Annotated in this window: 20 protein-coding genes; 7 read left to right on the top strand and 13 right to left on the bottom strand. The window is 68.8% G+C overall.

Annotated elements, in window-relative coordinates; genetic code table 11:
- The first annotated feature begins 16 nt into the window (after positions 1-16).
- The gene (locus tag ACN6O8_RS11525; protein WP_427991550.1) at positions 17-778 is read left to right on the top strand and encodes a GntR family transcriptional regulator; all 762 of its coding nucleotides are present in this window, start codon (positions 17-19) and stop codon (positions 776-778) included.
- Positions 779-787: 9 nt separating this feature from the next.
- Here ACN6O8_RS11525 and ACN6O8_RS11520 read toward each other — a convergent pair whose 3' ends face one another.
- From ACN6O8_RS11520 to ACN6O8_RS11505, 4 genes are read right to left on the bottom strand one after another with little or no spacing between them, the layout of a single operon-like run.
- Complete coding sequence (locus ACN6O8_RS11520; RefSeq protein WP_427991184.1) at positions 788-1,558, bottom strand: LamB/YcsF family protein; 771 nt, start codon at positions 1,556-1,558, stop codon at positions 788-790.
- Positions 1,555-2,562: a biotin-dependent carboxyltransferase family protein gene (locus ACN6O8_RS11515; RefSeq protein ID WP_427991183.1), complete on the bottom strand. Its 1,008-nt coding sequence runs from the start codon at positions 2,560-2,562 to the stop codon at positions 1,555-1,557. Before ACN6O8_RS11515 ends, ACN6O8_RS11520 begins: the two co-directional genes overlap by 4 nt.
- Complete coding sequence (gene pxpB, locus ACN6O8_RS11510; RefSeq protein ID WP_427991182.1) at positions 2,559-3,293, bottom strand: 5-oxoprolinase subunit PxpB; 735 nt, start codon at positions 3,291-3,293, stop codon at positions 2,559-2,561. The genes ACN6O8_RS11515 and pxpB overlap by 4 nt, the downstream gene beginning before the upstream one ends.
- 24 nt (positions 3,294-3,317) lie before the next feature.
- Entirely contained in the window at positions 3,318-3,749 is a 432-nt protein-coding gene (locus ACN6O8_RS11505; protein WP_054503561.1) for a VOC family protein, read from the bottom strand.
- A gap of 141 nt (positions 3,750-3,890) precedes the next feature.
- Here ACN6O8_RS11505 and ACN6O8_RS11500 point away from each other — a divergent pair, with 141 nt between their 5' ends.
- Positions 3,891-4,763 (top strand): LysR substrate-binding domain-containing protein, encoded by an 873-nt coding sequence (locus ACN6O8_RS11500; RefSeq protein WP_427991181.1) that lies wholly within the window; start codon positions 3,891-3,893, stop codon positions 4,761-4,763.
- Positions 4,764-4,847: 84 nt separating this feature from the next.
- On the opposite strand, the gene serA is transcribed toward ACN6O8_RS11500, so the two are convergent.
- The 9 genes from serA to phoB form a co-directional block, all read right to left on the bottom strand.
- A complete protein-coding gene (gene serA, locus ACN6O8_RS11495) occupies positions 4,848-6,047 on the bottom strand; it encodes a phosphoglycerate dehydrogenase (protein WP_427991180.1) in 1,200 nt (399 codons plus the stop codon).
- Between the two features lie 134 nt (positions 6,048-6,181).
- On the bottom strand, positions 6,182-6,655 hold the full coding sequence (locus tag ACN6O8_RS11490; RefSeq protein WP_427991179.1) for a DUF411 domain-containing protein: 474 nt from the start codon (positions 6,653-6,655) through the stop codon (positions 6,182-6,184).
- Positions 6,656-6,673: 18 nt separating this feature from the next.
- The gene (locus ACN6O8_RS11485) at positions 6,674-7,525 is read right to left on the bottom strand and encodes a copper resistance protein B (protein ID WP_427991178.1); all 852 of its coding nucleotides are present in this window, start codon (positions 7,523-7,525) and stop codon (positions 6,674-6,676) included.
- Positions 7,526-7,543: 18 nt separating this feature from the next.
- Positions 7,544-9,325 (bottom strand): copper resistance system multicopper oxidase, encoded by a 1,782-nt coding sequence (locus ACN6O8_RS11480; protein ID WP_427991177.1) that lies wholly within the window; start codon positions 9,323-9,325, stop codon positions 7,544-7,546.
- 18 nt (positions 9,326-9,343) lie between these two features.
- Positions 9,344-9,838 carry a cupredoxin domain-containing protein gene (locus tag ACN6O8_RS11475; RefSeq protein WP_427991176.1) on the bottom strand — a complete coding sequence of 165 codons (495 nt, stop codon included), beginning with the start codon at positions 9,836-9,838 and terminating at the stop codon, positions 9,344-9,346.
- 72 nt (positions 9,839-9,910) lie between these two features.
- Positions 9,911-11,305: a heavy metal sensor histidine kinase gene (locus ACN6O8_RS11470; protein WP_427991175.1), complete on the bottom strand. Its 1,395-nt coding sequence runs from the start codon at positions 11,303-11,305 to the stop codon at positions 9,911-9,913.
- Positions 11,302-11,988: a heavy metal response regulator transcription factor gene (locus ACN6O8_RS11465; RefSeq protein ID WP_427991174.1), complete on the bottom strand. Its 687-nt coding sequence runs from the start codon at positions 11,986-11,988 to the stop codon at positions 11,302-11,304. Before ACN6O8_RS11465 ends, ACN6O8_RS11470 begins: the two co-directional genes overlap by 4 nt.
- 66 nt (positions 11,989-12,054) lie before the next feature.
- Complete coding sequence (phoR, locus tag ACN6O8_RS11460) at positions 12,055-13,362, bottom strand: phosphate regulon sensor histidine kinase PhoR (protein WP_427991173.1); 1,308 nt, start codon at positions 13,360-13,362, stop codon at positions 12,055-12,057.
- A 12-nt stretch (positions 13,363-13,374) separates the two neighbouring features.
- Positions 13,375-14,073, bottom strand: coding sequence for a phosphate regulon transcriptional regulator PhoB (gene phoB, locus ACN6O8_RS11455; protein ID WP_006386862.1), 699 nt, complete (start codon positions 14,071-14,073; stop codon positions 13,375-13,377).
- A 161-nt stretch (positions 14,074-14,234) separates the two neighbouring features.
- Between phoB and ubiE the strand changes: the two genes are divergently transcribed.
- From ubiE to ACN6O8_RS11430, 5 genes are all read left to right on the top strand, one after another.
- Positions 14,235-15,011, top strand: coding sequence for a bifunctional demethylmenaquinone methyltransferase/2-methoxy-6-polyprenyl-1,4-benzoquinol methylase UbiE (gene ubiE, locus ACN6O8_RS11450; protein ID WP_427991172.1), 777 nt, complete (start codon positions 14,235-14,237; stop codon positions 15,009-15,011).
- A gap of 176 nt (positions 15,012-15,187) precedes the next feature.
- The gene (locus tag ACN6O8_RS11445) at positions 15,188-16,177 is read left to right on the top strand and encodes a Tim44 domain-containing protein (protein ID WP_427991171.1); all 990 of its coding nucleotides are present in this window, start codon (positions 15,188-15,190) and stop codon (positions 16,175-16,177) included.
- A gap of 198 nt (positions 16,178-16,375) precedes the next feature.
- On the top strand, positions 16,376-17,014 hold the full coding sequence (locus ACN6O8_RS11440) for a ubiquinone biosynthesis accessory factor UbiJ (protein WP_427991170.1): 639 nt from the start codon (positions 16,376-16,378) through the stop codon (positions 17,012-17,014).
- A gap of 3 nt (positions 17,015-17,017) precedes the next feature.
- Positions 17,018-18,571: a ubiquinone biosynthesis regulatory protein kinase UbiB gene (gene ubiB, locus ACN6O8_RS11435; protein WP_427991169.1), complete on the top strand. Its 1,554-nt coding sequence runs from the start codon at positions 17,018-17,020 to the stop codon at positions 18,569-18,571.
- 181 nt (positions 18,572-18,752) lie between these two features.
- A complete protein-coding gene (locus tag ACN6O8_RS11430; RefSeq protein ID WP_427991168.1) occupies positions 18,753-19,631 on the top strand; it encodes a ferritin-like domain-containing protein in 879 nt (292 codons plus the stop codon).
- Positions 19,632-19,693: the final 62 nt, after the last annotated feature.

The raw sequence follows: 19,693 nt of genomic DNA, 5'->3' as shown, positions 1-19,693 counted from the left end.
CTATTTGTGTTTCAATATTTTTCTAGTATCTTCTCGATGTCGCAATACTTGCATCGCGCAGTACAAGGGGAGCCGATTGGACGTCAAAGCGCCCGCCACGATTCCGTACTTCCTACAGGAACAGATTCGTGAGTTGATAGTGGATGGCACTATCAGGCCCGGGCAGCCATTGCGGGAACAGGAACTGGAGCAGCGTTTCGGCACCAGCCGCAGCCCCATTCGGGAAGCGCTGCGTCTGCTGGAACTGAGCGGCCTGGTGACGCATGTCCAGCGCAAAGGCTTCCGGGTCACCCTGTATTCCGAAACCCAGATCCGCCATCTGTACCAGTTGCGCGCGGAGCTGGAAGCCTATTGCATCCGCCAAGTCGCCGAGATGGACGACATCTCGCCGCTGGTGGCCGAGTTGCGCACCTATGACGAGGCCATCGCCGCCGCCACGGCCAGGCGCGACGTGCGCGCCTATATCGCGGCGCTGCGCGAGTTCTACCTGGCCGGTGCCCGCTATACCGGCAACGCGCCGCTGGCGGACGTGCTGACCAGGCTGTACGAGCAGGTCGAGCCGCTGCGCTATCTGCTGGCGCGGCAGACCATGGCGTCCAACAATCTGCAGGCCTATACGGGCGGAATCACGCAGGCGCTGGCCAACCGTGATTTCGATCGCGCGGCCGAGCTGACCCGCAATTGCGTGCTGGAGGTGCTGCCAGGCATCCTGCGCGCCTACCACGAGGCCTCGCGGCACGACGCCGAAGAGCCGGCGCCGCGCTACGGGCGCGGCTAGGGGCGGCGGTCAGGCGCGCCCGGGGGGCGTGCGCACCGCGATGCCGGCGCGTTCCAGCGCCTCGCGGATGGCGCGCGCGAACACCAGCGCATTGGGCTGGTCGCCATGGATACAGAGCGTGTCGGCCTGCACCGGCACGTCCTTGCCGTCCACCGAGCGCACCTTGCCTTCGCGCACCATGCGCAACACCTGCGCCACCGCCTGGCCGACGTCCTCGATCATGGCGCCGGCGCGGGTGCGCGGCGTGAGCGAGCCATCGTCCTGATAGGAGCGGTCGGCAAAGACCTCGTTGGCCGCCGCCAACCCGATGGCGCGGGCGGCGTCGATCAGTTTGCTGCCCGCCAGCCCGTACAGCACCAGCGTGGCGTCAACGTCCTTGACCGCCTGGCAGATGGCGCGCGCCAGGCCTTCGTCCTTGGCGGCCATGTTGTAGAGCGCGCCATGCGCCTTGACGTGATGCAGCCGCGCGCCCTGCGAGGCGGCCACGCCGGCCAGCGCGCCGATCTGGTAGACCGTGATGTCGTAGGCCTCGTCCGGCGTGGTCGGGATGGCGCGGCGGCCGAAGCCGGCCAGGTCCTGCAGGCTCGGATGCGCGCCCAGGGCCACGCCCTGCTTAAGGGCGGCGGCCACGGTCTTGCGCATGGTGGCGGGGTCGCCGCCGTGGAAGCCGCAGGCGATGTTGGCCGAGCTGACGAAGGCCAGCACCGCGGCGTCGTGGCCCATGCTCCAGGCGCCGTAGCTTTCGCCCATGTCGCAGTTCAGGTCGATGCTTGTGCTCATGAGGGGATTCCTGTCTTTGCCAGCCGCGCGCGCAGCGGCGCCAGCGCGTCCAGCAATTGGGTGAAGGCGCGCTCGCGCTCGGCGTCCAGGCGCTGCGCCGCGTCCAGTTCGATGCGCGCAAAACGCAGCGTGCGCCCGGGCGCCGATTGCGCCAGCAGGGGCAGGTCGACGGTGGCGATCTGCGCGATCTTGGGATAGCCGCCGGTGGTCTGCCGGTCAGCCATGAGAATGATGGCCTCGCCGCCCGCCGGCACCTGCACCGTGCCGAAGCAAGCCGCTTCCGACAGCATCTGGCGCGGCTGGCTCATGGACAGCGGCGGGCCTTGCAGGCGGTAGCCCATGCGGTCGGACTGCGGACTGATGCGGAATTCGGCGTTGGCGAAGGCCTGGCGGCTGGCCTCGGAGAATTCCCGCCACTGCATGCCGGGCAGGAAGCGGATGGTGTCGCGCTGCTTGGCGCCAAGCGCGCCGGGCAGGTAGATGCGCAGATCCCACAGCGCCTTTTGCAGTGTGTCGAGGTCGCGGCCGTCAAGCGCGTGGCGCAGGCCGACCTGGTCGCCCTTGGCCAGCGCGCGCCCCTTGAAACCGCCGAAGCCGCTGCGCAGGTAGGTGGCTTCGCTGCCCATCACCGGTGTCAGCGCGAAACCGCCGTGCACGGCCAGATAGCCGCGCACGCCGTTGGCGGGCCGGGCGCCGAAGGCCAGCGTGTCGCCAGCGCGGGCGACCAGCGGGCGATGCAGCGGGATCTCCTGGCCGTTGAGCGTGGCGCCCAGGTCGGCCCCGGCCAGCGCGAAGCAGGCGGGGGCGTCAAAGCGCAGGGTCGGGCCGGTCAGCGTCATTTCGAGCGTGGCCGGGTCGCCGGTGTTGCCGGCCAGCGCGTTGGCCAAGCGGTGGGCGCGTTCGTCCATGGCGCCGGCGGCCGGGATGCCCTGGTGCTGGTAGCCCTCGCGGCCGCGATCCTGGAAGCTGGACAGCATGCCCGGCTTGATGACGGTGACGCTCACGGCCGGGCCTCCCGCAGGCGGTCGAATTCTTCCGCGTTGATCGGCACGAAGCGCACCGAGTCGCCCGGTTGCAGGTACGCGGCGGGTTCGCGGGCGGGGTCGAACATGGTCAGCGGGGTGGTGCCGATGATGTGCCAGCCGCCCGGCAGGCGGTTGGGATAGATCACCGTCTGGCGGTTGGCGATGGCCACCGCGCCGGCCGGCACGGCGGTGCGCGGCGAGGGACGGCGCGGCAGGTTGAGTTTTTCGTCGTGCACGCCCAGGTAGGCGTGGCCGGGAGCGAAGCCCAGCATGAACACCATGCTGCGCGGGCCGCTGTGCAAGGCGATGACTTGTTCGGGGGTCAGGCCGGCGGCGCGGGCGACCGCGTCGAGGTCGGGGCCGTGTTCGCCGCCATAGCAGACGGGTACGTCGATCTCGCGGCCGGCGGCGGCGTCCACCGCGATGCCGTCGGCCAGCAGCGCTTCGATGCGTTCGGCCAGTTCGGCGTAGGTAGGCCCGTGGCCCAGGCCGCCGGGCCGGTAATGCACCGCCACCGCCACGAACGACGGCACCACGTCGGTCACGCCGGGCAGGCCGGCGTCGCGCAGCTTGCGCGCCGCCGCCAGACAGGTGCGGCCGATGGCGGCGTCGATCTGGTCGCCGAACGACACGATGAGGCAGCGGTCACCCTGGGGCTGGATGCGCCAGGCGGTTTCGGCCGGAGAAGATGTGTCTGATATTGCGTTCAACGGCACGAAACCTGTAGAGACGGATTACTTGGCGAACAACGAATCCAGGTTCTTGAACGCTTTGAATTCCAGCGCATTGCCCGACGGATCCAGGAAGAACATGGTGGCCTGTTCGCCGACTTCGCCCTTGAAACGGATGTAGGGCTCGATGACGAACTCGGTGCCGGCATCGGTCAGGCGCTTGGCCATGGCTTCCCATTGTTCCATGGAAAGCACCGCGCCGAAATGGCGCACGGGCACATTATGCGAATCGACCGCGCTGGTGGCTTTGTGGCCGCATTCGCTGGGCGCCAGGTGGGCGACGATCTGGTGGCCGTAGAAGTTGAAGTCGATCCAGTCGGGCGAGCTGCGGCCCTCCGGACAGCCCAGCTTTTCGCCGTAGAAGGCGCGGGCTTCGGCCAGGTCGCGGACCGGGAAGGCCAGGTGGAACGGCGGCAGATTGGTTTGAGCGGTCATGAAAAGCTCCGGGTAAGGCGGAAAAGGTAATTCAGAATGCGGACCGTCGCCATCGGGTCGAGTCCTGAATGGGTAGTTTATGAATTGTTTTTTTGATTGAAAAACGATATTTTTTGTGTCTTAGCATCGAAAATATTGATCGTGATCAAAGAGTTCAAGACCTTCATCGCCGTGGCCCGCGACGGCACCTTTACCGGGGCGGGCACTCAACTGGGCCTGACCCAGTCGGCCGTCAGCGCCCAGATCAAGCGCCTGGAGGACTACCTGGGCGTGGCGCTGTTCGACCGTGGCGCGCGCGCGGCCGTGCTCAACGCCCATGGCCGCGAAATGCTGCCGCAGGCCGAGGAACTGGTGGCGATGGCCGAGCGCATGGCGGCGCATGCGGGCGCCGGGCACGTCAGCGGTTCGTTGCGCATCGGCGCCATTGCCTCGGTGCAGCAGGACCTGCTGGTGCGCGCGCTGGGCGAATTCCGCGCCGGCTATCCCGACGTGCGGGTGCGCATCGTGCCGGGGGTGTCGCTGTCGCTGCTGGGGCAGGTGGACGCGGGCGAGGTCGACATGGCGGTGCTGATCCGGCCGCCGTTCGCGCTGCCGCCGGAGTTGGGCTGGCAGCCGCTGCTGCGCGAGGAAGTGGTGCTGGCGATGCCGGCGGCGATGGCGCCCGCGCCCTGGCGCGAGGTGCTGGCCGCGCAGCCGTTCATCCGCTACGACCGCGCCTCGTTCGGCGGGCGCGTGGTGGATCTGTTCCTGAAGAAGCAGCGCATCGCCGTGCACGAGGCCGTGGAGCTCGACGAGATCGAGGCCATCGCCAACCTGGTGCGCCACGGGCTCGGCGTGGCGCTGCTGCCGCGCTTGCGCGGGCTGGACACGGACGGCCTGCGGCTGGTGTCGCTGGGCGAGGCGGCGTTCGAGCGCGAGATCGGCCTCATCGGGCGCTTGCCGTTCGACGCCGGCAGCGTCGGCGGCAAGATGGCGGAGTGCCTGGCGCGGGCGGCTGGCGCCACCCTGGAGTGAACTGCCCCCCGAAGGTTGGATCCTCGTCCAACTTTCGGGGGGCAGTTCAATGAGCGGGCCTATTTACCGTGTGCGATCCGCTTTCTACAGCCGGTCGCAGCGCACCGTGATGGGATGAGCGCGCAGCGTGCTCATGACCAGATCGTCGACCTGGCCTTCGACGTCGGTGATGACGTAGCCGATCTGACCCTTGGTCTGCAGCGTCTGGCTGACGATGTTCAGGCCATGCTGCGCCATCAGGTTGTCGAGCGTGCCGAGCGCGCCGGGGGCGTTGCGGTGCACGTGCAGGATGCGGGTGGCGCCGGCCGGTTCCAGATAGGGCAGCTCCGGGAAGTTGACCGCGCCCTTGGTGGTGCCGGCCTGCAGGAAGCGCACCAGTTTTTCGGCCACTTCGCGGCCGATGTTCTCTTGCGATTCCTGCGTGCTGCCGCCGATGTGCGGGGTCAGGATGACGTTGGGCAGGCCGATCAGCGGGCTGGCCAGCGGTTCGTCGGCGCTCTTGGGTTCGGTGGGGAACACGTCGAGCGCGGCGCCGGCCAGGTGGCCGGACTTGAGCGCGGCGTGCAGGGCGTCGATGTCGACCACGGTGCCGCGCGAGGCGTTGATGAGGATGGCGCCGCGGCGCATGCGCGCGATCGTCTCCGCATTCATGATGTTCTCGGTGGACTTGCCGCCGGGCACGTGCAGGGTGACGACGTCGGCCTGTTCCAGCAGGTCGTTGAGCGAGCCTGCCGGGCGGGCGTTGCCCAGCGGCAGCTTGGCTTCGACGTCGTGGTAGATGACGCGCATGCCGAGGCTTTCGGCCAGGGTGCTGATCTGCGAGCCGATGTTGCCGTAGCCGACGATGCCGAGGGTCTTGCCGCGGGTTTCGAAGGCGCCGGCGGCGCTTTTGTCCCAGTGGCCGAGGTGGACGCGGGCGTTCTTCTCGGGGATGCGGCGCAGCAGCAGGATGGTTTCGCCCAGCACCAGTTCGGCGACCGAGCGGGTATTGGAGAAGGGCGCGTTGAACACCGGGATGCCGCGCTGCATGGCGGTGTCGAGATCGACCTGGTTGGTGCCAATGCAGAAGCAGCCGACCACGCGCAGGTCGGGGCTGCCGGACAGCAGGGCGGCGTCCAGGTGGGTACGAGAACGGATGCCCGCGACGTGGGCGCCACGCAGGGCTTCCTGCAGTTGCGCCGGCGGCAGGGCCGCGGCGTGCGTGACGATGTCGGTGTAGCCGGCGGCTTCGAAGACGGCGCGGGCGCTCGGGTGGATGTTCTCGAACAGGACGATGTGTGCCATGACTGCCAGGGGACGGGTGAAGAATGCGTGTTATTTATTGTGGCGCATTTTTGCTGCGGTGCAAGAGGTACCCATTGCCCTGGTGGGGATGAATTGTTTCAGGCGGGTGGCCGGGGCTCGCCCGGCCACGGCCTTCAACGATACGCCTGGAACACCCTGGCGCCGCCGCGCTTGTCCACCAGCAGGACATCGTGCGGGGTCTTGCGGCCGCCGTATTCGGGACCGTCCATGCCGGGCGAGCCCAGCGGCATGCCGGGGGCGGCGAGGCCGGCCGCGTCCGGTTTTTCCAGCAGCAGGCGGCGTATGTCGCTGGCGGGCACGTGGCCTTCGATGGCGTAGCCGTCCACCACCGCCGTGTGGCAGGAGCCGTAGTCGGCCATGCCGGCGTTGCGGCGCACCGGGCCGGTGTCCTGGACGTCGTGGGTGGTGACTTCGAAGCCGTTGTCGCGCATGTGCCTGACCCAGTCTTCGCAGCAGCCGCAGGTGGGGGTCTTCCAGACCTGGACCTTGGGCGCCGATTGGGCCTGCGCGAGAACCGGCGCCGCGTACAGCGGCAGGGACAGCGCGGCGGCCAGGAGCAGGCGGGCGGGGGAGTGGATTTTTGTCATGGGTCTTCGCGAGAAAGATCAGAACCAGAAGCGCACGCCCGCCAGCACGGCGGCCTGCGAGCGGCCCTGGCCGGCGGTGGACGCATAGTCCGCCGTGCGGCCGAACTTACGTTCAAAGGATACCCCGACGTAGGGCGCGAACTGGCGCGTGGCCTCGTAGCGCAGGCGCAGCGACAGCGAACCGCTCGAAAGGCCGGCGCCGATGCCGCGCTCGGGGTCGTTGCGGCCGTAGGCGCTGGCCTCGATTTCGGGGGTGAGAATCAGACGCTGGGTAAGCAGCAGGTCGTACTCGGCCTTCATGGCCAGCGCGGTGCGGCCGGACGGGCCGGCGTAGGCGGTGGTTTCGAACTCGATGTTGTAGGGCAGCACGCCCTCGATGCCGAACGCGGCCCAGTTGCGCTTGGGGCCGCTGCCGAAGTCGCGCCGCGCGCCTATCTGCAGGTCCCAGAACGGCGAGATGGCATGGCTCCAGAAGGCCTCGACCTTGGCGCTGGAGCCGCCGCCGCTTTCGCGTTCGCCTTTGCTCTTGAGCACCAGCCGGTCGGTGGCGGTGCCCCACCAGAAACGGCCGTCCCATTGCAGCGCGTTCTGGCCGTCGCGGTCGCGCGACCAGCCGAATTTGTCGAACAGCAGCCGCGACGAGGCGGTGTTGTCCATCATGTGCGGGTGGATGCCGTAGCTATCGTAGCCGCGCGGGCCGGCGCCGTCGCTGGACGGCAGGCTGCCGACGGAGGGGGCGGTGGCGGGCGCGCCGTGGTCCATGCCGGCGTGCTCGCCCATGGCCTGGCCGTGGGCCGGCTGGCCGGCCAGAACCGCCAGCAGGGCGGTGGCGAGCGCGGCGTGGCGGAACGGGGAAAAGGAAGTGCGCATCGTCCGGTTTCTCATCGCCTACTCCACCACGACCGCCCTGAACATGCCGGCCTCCATGTGGTACAGCAGGTGGCAGTGGTAGGCCCAGTTGCCGCGCGCATCGGCACTGACGCGGTAGCTCAGGCGCTGCGCGGGGTTGAGCGACAGGGTGTGCTTGCGCACCTGGAAGGCGCCATCGGGCGATTCCAGGTCGCTCCACAGGCCGTGCAGGTGGATCGGGTGGGTCATCATGGTGTCGTTGACCAGCACGAAGCGCACGCGCTCGCCATGGCGCAGCACGATGGGCTTGGCGTCGGAGAACTTCACGCCGTTGAACGACCACATGTAGCGTTCCATGTTGCCGGTCAGGTGCAGTTCGATCTCGCGGGTCGGCTCGCGGTTGTCCTCGGGGTCGCGGATCGCGCGCAGGTCGGCGTAGGTCAGGACGCGGCGGCCGTTGTCGCGCAGGCCGATGCCGGGATCGTCCAGGCGGGTGGACACCACGTCGGGCAGCATCGAGTTGCCGGGGCCGCGTTCCTCGAGATAGGGGTGCCTGGCCTCGACGATGCCGCCCTGGCCGGCGCCGCTGTCGTGGGCGCCGCCATGGTCCATGCCGGGCATCGCGCCGTGATCCATGCCCGCCATCGCGCCCGGGGCGGCGGCCGCGCCATGATCCATGCCGCCCATGTCGTGCTTCATGCCCATGTCCATCATGCCGAGCAGTTGCACCCGATCGACCGCCGGCACCTCGGCCTGCATGCCGGGACGCGGCGCCAGGGTGGCGCGGGCGTAGCCGGAACGGTCCATGGCCTGCGAGAAGATGGTGTAGGCGCGGTCTTCGGCGGGCTCGACGATCACGTCGTAGGTCTCGGCCACGGCGATGCGGAATTCCTCCACCTCGACCGGCCGCACGTCCTGGCCGTCGGCCGCCACCACCGTCATCTTCAGGCCGGGAATGCGCACGTCGAAGTAGGTCATGGCCGAGCCGTTGATGAAGCGCAGGCGCACGCGCTCGCCCGGCTTGAACAGGCCAGTCCAGTTGCCGGCCGGCGTCGCGCCGTTGGTCAGGAAGGTGTACGTGGCGCCGGACACGTCCGCCAGGTCTGACGGGTTCATGCGCATCTGTTCCCACATCAGCCGCTCGGACAGCGCCGCCCGCCACCCTTTTTCGTCCGCCTCGCGGATCAGGCCCTGGACGCTGGGCTGGTTGCGGTTGTAGTAGTCGGGCATGGCCTTGAGCTTGTCGAAGACCCGCATCGGGTCCTCGTCCGTCCAGTCCGACAGCAGCACGGTGTACTCACGATCCGAGGCGACAGGGTCGGGCCGCTTGGGATCGATGACGATGGCGCCGTACAGGCCGGTCTGCTCCTGGAAACCCGAATGGCTGTGATACCAGTAGGTGCCGCTCTGGCGCACCTCGAAGCGGTAGGTGAAGGTCTGGCCCGGGTCGATGCCCGGAAAACTCAGGCCCGGCACGCCGTCCATGTCCGTGGGCAGGAGGATGCCGTGCCAGTGGATCGAGGTCTGTTCGCGCAGCCGGTTGGTGACGTGCAGCGTGACCGTGTCGCCCTCGCGCCAGCGCAGCAGCGGCGCCGGAACCTGGCCGTTGACGGTGGTGGCGATGCGGGCGGCTCCAGTGAAGTTCACCGGCGTCTCGCCGATCTCCAGGTGGAATTCGGTGCCGCGCAGTTCGGCTGGCATGGCGGGGGCCGCGTGCTGGCTCGCGGTGGCGGCGCGCCAGCCGCCCAGCGCCGCGAGCGCGCCGCCGGCGGCCAGGCCCTGCACAAAGCGGCGGCGGGCGGGAATGGGAGAGGTTTTCATGATGGATGCGCGGCGGCGCTACTGCACCGACACCGCGCCCTTCATGCCGGCGCCGTAGTGGCCGGGTTCCAGGCAGCCGAAGGACACGCTGCCGGCGCGGTCGAACTTCCAGACGATCTGGCCGCTCTTGCCGCCGTCCAGCGAGACGGCGTTGGCCTCTGCGTGGCGCATGCCGGGGTCCTTCATCATCATGGCGTAGTGGGCCTGCAGGTCGGCATCGCTGCCCAGCACCATCTCGTGGCGGATGCGGCCGGAATTGCGCACGTTGAAGCGCACCGTTTCGCCGGCCTTGACCTGCACCTGGGCCGGCGTGAAGCGCATGGCGTCGGTCATGTCGATGTCGACGCTGCGGGTGACGCGGGCCGGGTCGCCGGGCGTGCCGATAGGCGCGGTGGCCACCGGCATGGCGTGGCCGGCGTGTTCGCCATGGGCGCCGGCCGCGAACGCGGTGGCGCTGCCGAGCAGGGCGGCCAGGGCGACGGTTTGGGTGATGCGGAGCAAACTGCCTTTCATGCTGATCCCTTCATGGGGTTGACCATGGAGGCACTTTAGGAAAAGCGGGGTGACCCGATGCTTGCGCCGGGATTACTTCTTTGTAATGTTGGCTTCGGCGGGCGCGGGGCCGCGCAGGGTGATGCCGACCACCGTGCCCTCGGCGCCGGAAGCCGCGTCGACCTCGCCGCCGTGCATGCGGGCGATGGCGCGCACGATCGCCAGGCCCAGGCCGTGGCCTTCGCTGCGCGGCGCCCGGGCCTGGCCCGAGCGGAAGAAGCGGTCGAAGATGCGCGGCAGGTCGGCGGCCGGGATCGGCGCGCCGGGGTTGCGCACCTCGACCCGCGCGCCGGCCGGCCGAGGCAGGCAGGCCAGCACGATCTCGCCACCGCGCGGCGTGGCCTTGATGGCGTTGGAGACCAGGTTGGCCAGCGCGCGGCGCACCAGCCCGGGATTGGCGGCGACCACGGCGTCGCCGTCGCAGCGCAGCGTGACGCCGCTTTCTTCCAGGGCCGCCTCGTAGAAGTCGGCGACGCGCCGGGCCTCGGCGGCCAGCGACACCGGCGCCAGGTCGGCGGCGCGCTCGCCGCGGTCGGCGCGCGCCAGGAACAGCATGTCGTTGACCAGCGTCTTCAGGTCTTCCAGTGTTTCCAGGTTGGATTCGAGCGCGTCGCGCAGCTCGGCCGCGTCGCGCCCGCTGGACAGGGTTACCTGGGTGCCGTTGATCAGCGTGGCCAGCGGCGTGCGCAGTTCGTGCGCGACGTCGGCGTTGAAGCCTTCCATCTGCTGGTAGGCGGCCTGCAGGCGCTCCAGCGTGCGGTTGAACGACAGCACCAGTTCATGCAATTCGCGGTCGGTGTCGCGCAGCGGCAGGCGCACGGCCAGGTTGTCGGGCTGGATGCGCGCGGCCTGTTCCGACAGCCGCCGCGTGGGCGCCATGCCGCGGCGCACGGCCCAGGCCGCCAGCACCACGGTGGCGCCGACCCACAGCGCGCAGATCAGCGCCAGCGCGGTGCCGTAGGCATACAGGAACCGCGAACTGGTGCGGGTGCTGACCGCCACCGTCAATTGGGCGCCAGGCAGGATGCGCTCATCGACCGCGACGCGCAGGCCGCGCATGCGGGTGCCGTCGGGCAGTTGCAACAGCACCTGTCGGTCGGGCAGGGCTTGCAGGGTCTCGGGCGCATCGCCGCCGTAGACCGGGTGCCCTTGGGCGTCGGCGATCCAGATGCCCAACTGGCTCTGGCCGGCGCGCATGCCGTCGAAGGTGGCGGCCAGGTCGTGCAGGCCGCGCGCGTTGTTCTGCATGTCGATCAGGTGATTGATCAGCTCCAGCTTGCCACTGACCTCGGTGATTTCCTGGCGTTCGACCTCGCGCTTGAGGGCCCAGAACAGGGTGGCGCCGGCCATGCTGGAAACCAGCAGCGCGATCACGCCCAGCAGCAGGGTCAGGCGCGCCTGCATCGAGCGCACGCGCGGCGCTTTCATCCGCGCGCGGGCTCCGGCCGCGATTCCAGCACGTAGCCCATGCCGCGCACGGTGTGCAGCAGCTTGGCCTCGAACGGGTCGTCCAGCTTGCTGCGCAGGCGCCGCACGGCCACGTCGATGACGTTGGTGTCGCTGTCGAAGTTCATGTCCCAGACCTGTTCGGCCAGGGTGGTGCGCGACAGCACCTGGCCCTGGCGCCGCAGCAGCAGGGCCAGCAGGTTGAATTCCTTGGCGGTCAGGTCCAGGCGGCGGCCGCCGCGCGTGGCCTTGCGGCGCGCCAGGTCCAGTTCCAGGTCGGCCAGGCGGAACACCGTGGGTTCCTGCGAACGGCCGCGCCGCAGCAGCGCCTGCACGCGGGCCAGCAGTTCGGAGAAGGCGAAGGGCTTGACCAGGTAGTCGTCGGCGCCGCCTTCCAGGCCGCGCACGCGGTCCTCGACGGCGTCGCGCGCGGTCAGCATCAGGATCGGAGTGTCCTTGTTGGCGCGCACCGCGGCCAGGATGCCGAAGCCGTCCACGCCGGGCAGCATCACGTCCAGCACGATCAGGTCATAGGCGCCTTCCAGCGCCAGGTGCAGGCCGTTGACGCCGTCGCGCGCCAGGTCGACGACGTGGCTCTGTTCCGACAACCCTTTCTTGAGGTAGTCGGCCAACTTGGGTTCGTCTTCGATGACCAGGATGCGCATGGCGGGAAATTTACCATCCGCGCCGCGATCGCGGCGCGAACCGCGCAAGCGCTGCGGGCCGCCCGTTCAGGCGGACGGGTCGATGGCGACGCGGTCGGGCGGGAAGCGCAGCGCGAACACGCTGCCCTTGCCCGGTTCGCTGCTGATGAGCAGTTCGGCGTCGTGACGCATGGCGATGTGCTTGGTGATGGCCAGCCCCAGGCCGGTGCCGCCGACCGCGCGCGAGCGGCCGCGGTCGACGCGATAGAAGCGTTCGGTCAGGCGCGGGATGTGGCGCGCGGGAATGCCGATGCCGGTGTCCTGCACGCTGTAGCGGGCGCCGCCGTCGGCTTCGCGTTCCCAGCGCACGGTGATGGTGCCGCCGTCGGGGGTGTAGCGCACGGCGTTGGTCAGCAGGTTCGACAGGGCCGAGGTCAGTTCGGTCTCGGCGCCCAGCACGTCGAGGCTTTCGTCGATGTGCCATTCGATGACGTGGCGGCCGCCCGACAGGGCCTCGATCTGCTGGCGCGCTTTTTGCAGCAGCGCGCCCATGTTGACCGCGCGCGGATCGCTGCCGGGCGAGGATTCCAGCGTCGACAGCGTCAGCAGGTCCTCGACGATGGCCTGCATGCGCTGGGCCTGCTCGTGCATCATGTCCAGATACTGCGCGCGCTGCTCGGGCGGCAGGGCGTCGGCGGGCATGTCGCGCAGCGTTTCGAGAAAGCCGGCCAGCACCGTCAGCGGCGTGCGCAGTTCGTGCGAGACGTTGGCGACGAAGTCGCGGCGCGTGGTTTCGAGGCGTTCGATCTGGGTCACGTCGCGGGTGATGAGCAGGCGCTGGTTGCTGGCGTAGGCCGTCAACTGCATCATCATCAGCCGCTCCTGGCCGTTCTGGCCCAGGCGCACCAGGATCGGGTCGGGCCAGGAGGCGCGGTGGGCGTATTCGACGAATTCCGGCGCCCGCAGCAGGTTCAGCAGGTTGTGGCCGCGGTCGGCCGGCAGGCGCAGGCCCAGGTGCTGGCGCGCCATGCGGTTGCACCAGTCGATCTGGAAGTCTTCATTGAGCGTGACGGCGCCGTCGGGCAGGGCCTGGGCGGCGGCCAGCATGCCCTGCATGGTGTCGCGGGTTTCGGCCAGCTCGCGGGCGCGGGCGCGGGTGTAGCGGTAGAGCGGGGCGAGGATGTCGTCCCAGGGGCCGACCGAGGCGGGCGGGGACGTTTCGGGGTGCCGGGCCCAGTGGGACACCAGGTGCAGGCGCCAACTGCGCCACAGCAGCATGGTGACCAGGGCGGCGCTGAACAGCACCCAGCCGGCGGGATCTCCAATGAGCCATTGCGCCAATAGCGCGATCGCCGCCCACAGGACGGCCAGGATAAGGGTGCGCAGCCAGATCATCGTGCGGCAGTTTTACCGCGCCGGAACCTGTGCCGTAAACCGGTAGCCGCTGCCGCGCACCGTTTCCACGTGCGCATCGTGGCCGCTGGGCTCCAGCGCCTTGCGCAGGCGGCGGATGTGCACGTCGACGGTGCGTTCCTCGACGAATACGTGGTCGCCCCAGACCTGATCCAGCAGTTGCGAGCGCGAGAACACGCGTTCCGGGTGGGTCATGAAGAAGTGCAGCAGGCGGAATTCGGTGGGGCCGATCTGCAGCGACTGGCTGTTGCCCGACAGGCGGTGCGTCACCGGATCCAGCTTGAGGCCGCCGACGTCGATCACGTCGTCGGTCAACTGCGGCGCGCGGCGGCGCAGCACGGCCTTGATGCGGGCCATCAGCTCCTTGGGCGAGAAGGGCTTGGTGATGTAGTCGTCGGCGCCGGCTTCGAGGCCGTCGACCTTGTCCTGCTCGGAACCCTTGGCGGTCAGCATGATGACCGGGACAGCGCGGGTACGCTCGTCGTTGCGCAGCTTGCGCGCCATGGCCAGGCCCGAGGTGCCGGGCAGCATCCAGTCCAGCAGGATCAGGTCGGGCAGTTCGGCGCGGATCAGGGTCTGGGCCTGGTCGGCGTCGAAGGCGCGCAGCACCTTGTGCCCGGCAAAGGACAGGTTGACGGCGATCAGTTCCTGGATGGCGGGTTCGTCTTCGACGACGAGAATGGTGCTGGACATGGCGAATAGGGCACGCTTCGGAGCGCCGACGCGGCGCGAACATTGCGATAGTATGGCCGCAATATTTCAGGTATGTGACCGCGAGGGGCCTGCCAGCGCCCGCGCGCGGCGTGCGGCAGGCCCCGATAGGCTACCATTGGACGATATATCGGGAATTCACCATGCAAAACCCCTCCGAATCGCAACATTCCGCGGATTCCGCGTCCCAGTCGACGCATTTCGGCTTCCAATCGGTGCCGGAAAGCGAAAAAGCCCGCAAAGTCGCCGAAGTCTTCCACTCGGTCGCGCAGCGCTACGACATCATGAACGATTTCATGTCGGCCGGCCTGCACCGCGTCTGGAAGGCCTTCACCATTGGCCGTGCCGCCATCCGCCCGGGCATGAAGGTGCTGGACATCGCCGGCGGCACGGGGGATCTGGCGCGTGCCTTCGCCAAGCGCGCCGGCCCCACCGGCGAGGTCTGGCTGACCGACATCAACGATTCCATGCTGCGCGTCGGCCGCGACCGCCTGGCCGACGCCGGCCTGTTGGTGCCCACCGCTGTCTGTGACGCCGAGCGCCTGCCGTTCCCGTCGGGCTATTTCGACCGCGTCAGCGTGGCTTTCGGCCTGCGCAACATGACGCACAAGGATCGCGCCCTGGCCGAGATGACGCGCGTGCTCAAGCCGGGCGGCAAGCTGCTGGTGCTGGAGTTCTCGCGCATCGCCAAGCCGCTGGCGCCGGCCTATGATTGGTATTCCTTCAACGTGCTGCCCTGGCTGGGCAAGACGGTGGCCAAGGACGAAGCCAGCTATCGCTACCTGGCCGAATCCATCCGCATGCACCCCGACCAGGAAACCCTGGCGGACATGCTGCGCAGCGCCGGCCTGGAGCGGGTGCAGTACTTCAACCTGACGGCCGGCATCGCCGCCCTGCACGAGGGCGTGCGCCTGGGCTGACTGCCCTGCGTCCGATACCGCTTGTTTTTGCCCCAGGGGAACTTGTGGGGCGACGGCTTGTCCGTTATTCTTACGTCATTCAGATTACTGTAAGGAATCGCGCTGAAGGACCGCACCATCCGTGCGGCTTTCCGCTGCTCGGGGCAGCGGGGGCGCGGGTACGAGGGAGCACATCCATGACCAAATTCTGTTTCTCGCGGTTTGTCGCCGCGGCGCTCATCGCCATTTCCGGCGCCGCGCTGGTGACGGCGTCGTTTGACGCCGAAGCCCGCCGTGCCGGCGGCGGCAGCAGCGTCGGCCGCCAATCCTCCAATGTGACGCAGCAGCGCCAGGCCACCACGCCGCCGACCGCCGCCAGCAATACGGCGGGCGCCACCGCCGCACCGGCGGCCGCCGGCGCGGCCACGGCCGGCGCCGCTGGCGCCGCCGCCAAGAGCGGCGCGTCGCGTTGGCTGGGCCCCATCGCCGGCATCGCCGCCGGCCTGGGCATCGCCGCCCTGCTGTCGAGCATGGGCCTGTCGGGCGCCTTCGCCGAATTCCTGTCGTCCGCGCTGCTGATCGCGCTGGTTGTGTTCGCCGTGATGTTCATCATCCGCCGCCTGCGCGGCGCGGCCCCGCGTCCGGCCACCCAGGGGGCTTTTGGCGGCGCCAACAACGCACCGGGCCAGACGCAGCAGCCCATGTGGCGTGAAGCGCTGCAGCCGGCCGCGCCGGCTCCGGCCGCCGCTGCCGCCGCCCCGGCCGCCACGCTGCCCAAGGCGGGCGACGACAACAACTGGTTCGTGCCCGGCGACTTCGACACGCCCAACTTCCTGAAGCAGGCCAAGGAACAGTTCGTGCGCATCCAGGCCGTGTGGGACAGCGGCAGCACCGACCGCCTGCGCGACTACCTGACCGACGACCTGATCACCGAGCTCAAGCCGCAACTGGCCGAGCGCGGCGCGGCACCCAACAAGACCGAAGTGGTGCTGCTGAACGCCGAGCTGCTGGGCATCGAGACGGTGTCCGACGGCCACCTGGCCAGCGTGCGCTTCTCGGGCATGCTGCGCGAGACCCCGGGCGCCGAAGCCTTCCGCTTCGAGGAAGTCTGGAACCTTTTCAAGCCCGCCAACGGCGGCTGGCTACTGGCCGGTATCCAGCAGATCCCGGTGGAATACGCCAGCTGATCCGGCTGGCGCCATTTCCCCAGACAGCGCGCGGCGGCCTCACGGCCGTGCGCGCCGACCGGCCCGCCAGGGCCGGTTTTTCCATGCGCGGGCGCAAACCGCGTCCCGTCTCCCCGGAACACTCCGGCATCCAACCCGTTACACTCCTGATTTACCCATCAACTTCGTCACCCCCCGCCCGCGGGGCCGCGGACCGTCATGTTGCCTTTTTCGTTTCTGCCCACTCCCGCACGGCTGGCCGTCGGCGCGCTCAACGCCCTGTTGAAGCGTGAGGACTGGGCGCGCGAACGCCTGGCCCGCCACGCCGGCAAGACGGTGCGCTTCGCGCTGGGCGGGTTCACCCTGGGCCTGACCATCGACAGCGAGGGTCTGGCGGCCCAGGCCGACGCGGCGGTGGTGCCCGACGTGACCCTGACGGTGGCGCCCGAGAAGCTGCCGCTGCCGCGCCTGGGCGCGGGCGGCGCGGCGCCCGACTTTGCCGAGGCCACGCACATCTCCGGCGACGCGGCCCTGGCGCAGGTGGTGGCGGATCTGTCCAAGCAATTGCGCTGGGATCCGGAAGACAGCCTGGCGCGCCTGGTGGGGGATATTCCCGCGCTGCGCATCACCGGCGGGCTGCGCGCGGCCGCGGGCGGCGCGCGTCAGGCCGGGCAGCGCCTGGCCGAGAACGTGTCCGAATACCTGGCCGAGGAAAACGGCATGCTGCTGGGACGGCCGGCGCTGGAGCAATGGCGCCTGGACCTGGCCGAGCTCAATGCCCGCGCCGACGCCTTGGCGCGTTCGGCCACCGCCCTGCAAACCCGGTTGGCCACGGCCGCCGCCAAGCGGGGCGCCTGAGCCATGTTTCCCTTGCTGCGCCTGTTCCGCATCATCCTGGTTTCGCTGCGCTATGGCCTGGACGAGCTGGTGCTGTCCAGCCTGAACCACCCGCTGGCGACCTGCCTGCTGCGCGTCATCCGCCTGGGCACCCGGCCGCGCCAGCCGCGCGGCCTGCGGCTGCGGCTGGCGCTGGAATCGCTGGGCCCCATTTTCGTCAAGTTCGGCCAGGTGTTGTCGACCCGCCGCGACCTGATCCCGGCCGACATCGCCAACGAACTGGCCCTGCTGCAGGACCGCGTGCCGCCGTTCCCGTCGGCCCAGGCCGCCGCCTGCATCGAGGCCGCGCTGGGCGCGCCGCCCGAAAAGCTGTTCGCGCAGTTCCAGGTCGACCCGGTGGCCTCGGCCTCCATCGCCCAGGTGCACTTCGCGGTGCTGCACGATGGCCGCGAGGTGGCGGTCAAGGTGCTGCGTCCGGGCATGCTCAGCATCATCGAGAAAGACCTGTCGCTGCTCAAGATCGTGGCCCGCATCATCGAGCGCCTGGGCGCGGATGGCCGCCGGCTCAAGCCGCGCGAGGTGGTGGCCGAGTTCGACAAATACCTGCACGACGAACTCGACCTGGTGCGCGAAGCGTCCAACTGCAGCCAGTTGCGCCGCAACTTCGGCCCGGAGTCCGGCCGCGGCGACATGCTGATGGTGCCCGAGGTGATCTGGGAATACACCGCCTCCACCGTGTTCACCATGCAGCGCATGTACGGCGTGCCGGTGGGCCAGGTCGAGCGCATGCGCGCCGCCGGCATCGACATCCCGACCCTGGCGCGCACCGGCGTCGAGATCTTCTTCACCCAGGTGTTCACCGACGGCTTCTTCCACGCCGACATGCACCCGGGCAACATCTACGTGTCCGACCGGCCCGAGACGCTGGGCAGCTACATCGCCCTGGACTTCGGCATCGTCGGCTCGCTGTCGGAATTCGACAAGAACTACCTGGCGCAGAATTTCCTGGCCTTCTTCCACCGCGACTACCGCCGCGTGGCGCAGTTGCACATCGAGTCGGGCTGGGTGCCGCCCGACACGCGCGAGGAAGAGCTGGAGGGCGCGGTGCGCGCCGTCTGCGAACCGTATTTTGACCGGCCGTTGTCCGAGATTTCGCTGGGCCAGGTGCTGCTGCGCCTGTTCCAGACCTCGCGCCGGTTCAATGTGGAGATCCAGCCGCAGCTGGTGCTGCTGCAGAAGACGTTGCTGAACGTCGAAGGGCTGGGGCGGCAGCTCGACCCCAACCTGGATCTCTGGAAGACCGCCAAGCCCTACCTGGAACGCTGGATGCGCCAGCGGGTCGGGATCAAGGGTTTGCGGCAGAGCCTGGAAAAAGAAGCCGCGCAGTGGTCACAGATGCTGCCGGCGCTTCCCAGGCTGGTTCACGACCATCTGAACCGCCCGAACCTCTCGCCGGCCCTGCTGGCCGAGATGGTGCAGTTGCGGCGGGCCCAGGAGCAGGGCAACCGGCTGATCGCGGCGCTGGTTGGCGTGCTGGCCCTGGGGATCGGGGTGGCGTTGTGGGCCTTGACCCGATAGGCGGCGCGATGGTGTAGGTGCGATCCCCTGTCATGTTTCATTCATGAAACGGTCATCATAGCTTCGCGGGAGACGGCGAAAAATAGCGCTGCGGCGGCCTATGCAGCGTCACGCCGGCCAGTGCGTGCGCCATTCATTAATTTCCATAGCCCCACTAGCGGGACGAAAACAAGGGCAGAACATGCTTTATCCTGAACTCTTCAAGACCATGGAAGCGGTGCGCTGGAACATGGCGCACGACATTCCCTGGGGCGACTTCGATCGCAGCAAGCTCTCGGACGAGCAGGCGCAGACGATCAAGATGAACGCCATCACCGAGTGGGCCGCGCTGCCGGCCACCGAGATGTTCCTGCGCGACAATCGCGGCGACAGCGATTTCTGCGCGTTCATGTCGGTGTGGTTCTTCGAAGAGCAGAAGCACTCCCTGGTGCTGATCGAATACCTGCGCCGCTTCCGTCCCGACCTGGTGCCCACGGAAGAAGAATTGCACAACGTGCGCTTCGAATTCGACGTCGCGCCCGAACTGGAAACGCTGATGCTGCATTTCTGCGGCGAGGTGCGCTTGAACCACTGGTACCGCCGCGCCGCCGAATGGCACACCGAGCCGGTCATCAAGGCCATCTACAAGACCGTGGCGCAGGACGAGGCCCGCCACGCCGGCGCCTACCTGCAGTACATGCGCCGCGCGCTGCACAACCGCGGCGAAGACACCAGCGTGCAGGCGCGCCTGGCGTTCTCCAAGATCGGCGTGCTGATGGCCTCGGCCGGCCGCACCCAGCAGGCGTTGCATCCGACCAACCTGCACGTCAACAAGGATCTGTTCCCCAACGACACGGTGCAGTCGCGCCTGCCCGAACCGGGCTGGCTGGAGCACTGGCTGGACAGCCAGATCCGCTTTGACGGCGTCTGGGAGCAGAAGGTCGCCACCCGCATCCTGCACATCCTGTCCAAGCTGATGGACCGCAGCTTCGAGACGGTCAAGGACCTGAACCGCTACCGCAAGGAAATGACGGCGCTGGTGTTGCCCAAGGAAAAGGACATCGTGCTGGCCGGCGCCTGAGCCGGCGCTGCCCCTCCGGGCTGGCCGGACAGGCTGGCGCCGGCGGGCCGGCAGGGGCGGCC

The organism is Achromobacter sp., assembly GCF_050285565.1.
Classification (GTDB): Bacteria; Pseudomonadota; Gammaproteobacteria; order Burkholderiales; family Burkholderiaceae_B; genus Achromobacter.
This window is presented reverse-complemented; position numbering and strand designations above follow the sequence as displayed.